The sequence below is a fragment of the Microbacterium sp. genome, from assembly GCF_035277845.1.
In the GTDB taxonomy this organism is placed as follows: domain Bacteria; phylum Actinomycetota; class Actinomycetes; order Actinomycetales; family Microbacteriaceae; genus Microbacterium.
This window is the reverse complement of the sequence record NZ_DATEJS010000018.1, coordinates 1-2,892: the sequence shown is the minus strand read 5'-3', so window position 1 is coordinate 2,892 and position 2,892 is coordinate 1. Positions and strand designations below refer to the sequence as shown.

Here is a 2,892-nt window from a genome sequence, read left to right as displayed (position 1 = left end):
TGTGCAGCGCCTGCCCGATCGCCTGGTAGATCGTCTCCTGGTCCAGGTCCAGCAGCGTGCCGATGCCCGCCGCCACCGACGGACCCAGGTGGGCGACGTGGTCGATCTTGTGCTTGTGCAGGCTGATCGCGCGCACCAGATCCATCTGGATCTCGTACCCCGTCGCGATGCCGCGCACGAGCGCCGCGCCGTCCGCGCCGGTGTGCTGGGCGACCGCGAGGATCGGCGGGATGTTGTCGCCCGGGTGCGAGTACTCCGCCGCCAGGAACGTGTCGTGGAAGTCCAGCTCGCGCACCGCGACGCCGTTCGCCCACGCCGCCCACTCCGGGCTGGTGCGGCGATCCAGGCGGCATCCCGAGATCGTCGATCCCGCTCCCCCGACGGTCACCGGGTGGTCCAGCGCCTGCTGGCGAGCGGCTGACACCGGGTCGCGGGTCAGGGAGGCTGCGGAGACCGCCGCGTTGTCGATCACGCGGTTGATGATCATCTCGACGACGTCGTCCTCGACCTCGACCGGATCGGTGGCGACCCGGGCGATGGCCCAGGCCAGCTGCCCGTCGCGAGCGAGGTTCTCGTCGCTGCGATGCACACGGAGGTGATGGGTGATCATGGTGCTCCTCGGAGGTCCGGGGGCGTGCGACCCCCCGAGCGTCAGTGTTTCACACACGCGGATGCCCCGGGAAACCGAAGTCTCCCGGGGCATCCGCGTGGGGGCGCGTCAGGCGGAGGCATCCTCCGCCGCCGTGTCGGCCGCGTGCTTGTCCGCGAGCAGCGACACGAGGTCGTAGGCGATGTGGGATGCCGCGACGCCGGTGATCTCGGCGTGGTCGTACGCGGGCGCCACCTCGACGACGTCGGCGCCGATGAGGTTGAGACCCCGGAACCCGCGCAGGATCTCCAGGAGCTCGCGGCTGGTGATGCCGCCGGCCTCGGGCGTGCCGGTGCCCGGCGCGTGCGCCGGGTCGAGCACGTCGATGTCGATCGAGATGTACAGCGGCCGGTCGCCGATGCGGTCGCGCAGCTTCGCGACGGTCTCGATGACGCCCTGGTGGTACACGTCGGCGCTGGTGACGATGCCGAAGCCGAAGCGGCGGTCGTCCTCGAGGTCCTTCTTGCCGTACAGCGGACCGCGGGTGCCGACGTGGCTGAGCGCCTCGGTGTCGATGATGCCCTCTTCGAACGCGCGGCGGAACGGCGTGCCGTGGGTGTACTCGGCCCCGAAGTACGTGTCCCACGTGTCCAGGTGCGCATCGAAGTGCAGCAGCGCGACCGGTCCGTGCTGCTTCGCCGCGGCGCGCAGCAGCGGCAGCGCGATCGTGTGGTCGCCGCCGAAGCTGACCAGGCGCGTGCCGCCCTGCGTCAGCTCGAGTGCGGCCTGCTCGATCGTGTCGATCGCCTCGCCGATGTTGAACGGGTTGACGCCCACGTCTCCGGCATCCGCCACCTGCGCCAGCTCGAACGGGGAGACATCCAGCGCCGGGTTGTACGGGCGCAGCAGGCGGGAAGCCTCGCGGATGGCATTCGGACCGAACCGGGCGCCGGAGCGGTACGAGACGCCCGCGTCGAACGGGAAGCCGGCCACCACGATGTCGGCGCGGTCGACCTGGTCGAGCCGGGGCAGGCGCGCGAAGCCGTCACGGCCGGCGTAGCGCGGGGTCAGAGAGCTGTCGATGGGGCCGATGGGCACGGCATCCTCCTCGTGATCGATGTGGGTGTCGGTGGTCTGCGGGTCGTGCGGCCGCGCTCAGCAGGCGACGAGGCTCATTCGCGCTCGGCCTCGACGACGCCCTCGTTGACGCCCTCGGGGAGGGAGTGGAACGGGTCGTCCATGCCGCCGCGGCGCTCGAGCACGTGACGCTCGCGGCCGAGGTCGAGCGAGCGGGCGAAGATCAGGTACGCGATCGAGGTGACGACGAGGCCCACGAGCCAGGCGATGTCGACGCCGCCCATCGCTTTCGCGACCGGGCCGGTGTAGAGGCCGGCGAACACCATGAACGGGATCTCCGCCGCGAAGCCGATCGCGAAGGCGACGAGCCCGCGCCACGACCACGCGCCGTAGATGCCCTTCGGGGTGAAGAGGTCCGCGATCGAGTACTCGCCCTTGCGCACGAGGAAGTAGTCGATGAGGTTCGTCGCGGTCCACGGCACCAGCAGGTACAGCATCAGCGTCAGGGCGGTGAACACGGTGTTGACCGCGTTGCTGGTGATGACGCTCGAGACCCCGAACCAGACCACGCCGAGCGCGATGATCGTGATCACGCGGGCGCTGCGGGTGGGCTTGATCGGCCGGAACGAGTCGATCGAGGTGAGCACGGTGAGGGCGCCGCCGTACGCGTTCATGCCCATGGTCGCCCAGAGCGCGAGGGCGGACAGGATCGCGACGGCGTCGCCGAGGAACGGGAACACGTTGTTGCCCGCCTGCAGCAGACCCGCGAGTCCGTCATCCGCTCCCAGGTAGATCGCGAGCCACGCGCCCAGGATGATCAGCCACACGGCGGCCGTCGACGCACCGAAGAACACGGAGGCGATGACCGCGCCGACCTTGGTGTGCGACGGCAGGTAGCGCGAGTAGTCGGAGACGTAGGGCGCGTACGTGATGTTGTACGCAGCGGCCGCGGCGAACTGGGCCATGAAGGCGACCCAATTGAAGCCGTAGTGTGCGGGGTTCGGCGCGTGTCCGCCGCCGTGTCCCAGGATGATGCCGATCGTGACGATCGCCATGAGCGGCAGCGACACGTACAGCAGGATGCGGAAGGCCTTGTGCACCCAGTCGTGCCCGAAGATGGCCAGCACCACGGCGCCGACTCCGACGACGATCGAGACGAGCATCGGGTTCAGGTGGAAGGTGCTGTTCAGGCCCTCGCCCATCAGCACGGTGTCGGCGATGTTGAA

3 protein-coding genes are annotated in these 2,892 nt (G+C 69.6%); all 3 read right to left on the bottom strand.

The genetic code is table 11. From position 1 onward, the window contains the following. The coding region (locus tag VJR25_RS00610) for an MmgE/PrpD family protein (RefSeq protein WP_324111461.1) at positions 1-610 on the bottom strand (610 nt) is incomplete at its 3' end. A gap of 108 nt (positions 611-718) precedes the next feature. After that, positions 719-1,687 carry an agmatinase gene (gene speB, locus VJR25_RS00605; protein WP_324111459.1) on the bottom strand — a complete coding sequence of 323 codons (969 nt, stop codon included), beginning with the start codon at positions 1,685-1,687 and terminating at the stop codon, positions 719-721. Between the two features lie 74 nt (positions 1,688-1,761). Then, positions 1,762-2,892: purine-cytosine permease family protein (locus VJR25_RS00600; RefSeq protein ID WP_324111454.1), on the bottom strand; the 1,131-nt coding region annotated here is incomplete at its 5' end.